Annotated in this window: 2 protein-coding genes; one reads left to right on the forward strand and one right to left on the reverse strand. The window is 66.5% G+C overall.

Going from position 1 to position 1,557, the window contains the following annotated elements; all coding sequences use genetic code 11:
* On the reverse strand, positions 1-992 hold a 992-nt coding region (locus ACRDUX_RS40165; RefSeq protein WP_526423014.1), incomplete at its 3' end, for a dolichyl-phosphate beta-glucosyltransferase.
* Positions 993-1,078: 86 nt separating this feature from the next.
* Here ACRDUX_RS40165 and ACRDUX_RS40170 point away from each other — a divergent pair.
* Positions 1,079-1,483 carry an HIT family protein gene (locus ACRDUX_RS40170; RefSeq protein WP_526423016.1) on the forward strand — a complete coding sequence of 135 codons (405 nt, stop codon included), beginning with the start codon at positions 1,079-1,081 and terminating at the stop codon, positions 1,481-1,483.
* Positions 1,484-1,557 lie beyond the last annotated feature (74 nt).

Consider the following 1,557-nt stretch of genomic DNA (forward strand, 5'->3'; position numbering starts at 1 on the left):
GTGTTGGCGATGGCGGTGACCAGCAACGCGACCAGGTTGGCGGCCTGCGCACCCAACGCGGGATGCAACACCAGATAGAGCAGCGCGTACGCGAGTGTGCTTGCCACGCCGACGATTCCGAAGCGGACCAGCTGCCCGACCATCCCCTTGGGAACACCCGGCACCAGGGGCTCGCGGCCGAGGGCGGCCTGCAGCTCGCACAATGGAAGCGCGCCGGTGGCGAGCGCGCGGCCGACCCGCCAGCAGCCCTTGAGATCGTCGATCGCGGTGCGCACGACGTCGACCCTGGAGTCGGGATCGTCGATCCAGTCGACGGGTACCTCGTGAATGCGCAGGCCCGCGCGTTCCGCGATCACCAGCAACTCGGTGTCGAAGAACCAGCCGGTGTCGACCACCAGCGGCAGCAACTGCCGCGCCACGTCGGCGCGGACTGCCTTGAAGCCGCACTGAGCATCGGAGAAGTGCGCGCCGAGCATGCTCCGGAGGATCAAGTTGTAACTGCGCGAGACGAATTCACGCTTCGGCCCACGAATCACCCGCGACGACGCCGACAGGCGCGATCCGATGGCGACGTCGGAGTGTCCGGAGACCAGCGGTGCGACAAGTGGCATCAACGCCGTGAGATCGGTCGACAGGTCGACATCCATGTACGCGACCACTTCGGCCGTCGACGACGTCCACGCGGCGCGTAACGCTCCCCCGCGGCCCTTGGCATCGAGGTGGATGACGTCCACGTGCGGCAGCTCCTCGGCGAGCCGGCGTGCCACGTCCAGGGTGCTGTCGGTACTGGCGTTGTCGGCCACGGTGATTCGCGCGGCATAGGGCACCTCGGTGGCCAGAAATTGGTGCAGGCGACGGACGCTACCCGGGAGATCTCGTTCCTCGTTGTAGACCGGAATGACGATGTCCAAGACATAGCTGCTGCCGGGGGCGGAGAGTCGCGACGGGCGTGACTCAACCCCGGCCGAGCGTGAATTCGCCAGGTCGGTCATGGCGTCTACCGTCGCCGAGCAAGCTGCCACGGGTCTGCCGCGGAGCTGGCAACTGCCTGTATGGGTCGTCTGGCATGCTCGATGCCATGGCGTCCGTCTTCACCAAGATCATCAATCGTGAAATCCCTGGTCGGTTCGTGTACGAGGACGATGATGTCGTCGCGTTCCTGACGATCGAACCCATGACGCAGGGGCACACGCTCGTCGTCCCGCGTGCCGAGATCGACAACTGGCAAGACGTCGACCCCGCGGCCTTCAACCGCGTGATGGCGGTGTCCCAGCGCATCGGCAGGGCCGTCAGCAAGGCGTTCGGCACGCAGCGATCGGGAGTGATCATCGCCGGCCTCGAGGTGCCGCACCTGCACGTCCACGTCTTCCCGGCCCGCGACCTCTCCGACTTCGGCTTCGCGAACGTCGACCACACCCCGTCGCAGAGGTCACTCGACGAGGCGCAGGCCAAGATCAAAGCGGCACTGGCAGAACTGGATTAACCGTCAGGTGACGGGCACGGGCACGTCGGCGATGCGCGGCAGTTGCACCGTGAAACGGCAGCCCTGGCCGGGCG

This window comes from Mycobacterium sp. (assembly GCF_050701675.1).
Classification (GTDB): Bacteria; Actinomycetota; Actinomycetes; order Mycobacteriales; family Mycobacteriaceae; genus Mycobacterium.

Bases quoted from the DNA above. Each gene is read 5' to 3' on its own strand.
- ACRDUX_RS40170 (WP_526423016.1), top strand. From the start codon at position 1,079: ATGGCGTCCGTCTTCACCAAGATCATCAATCGTGAAATCCCTGGTCGG.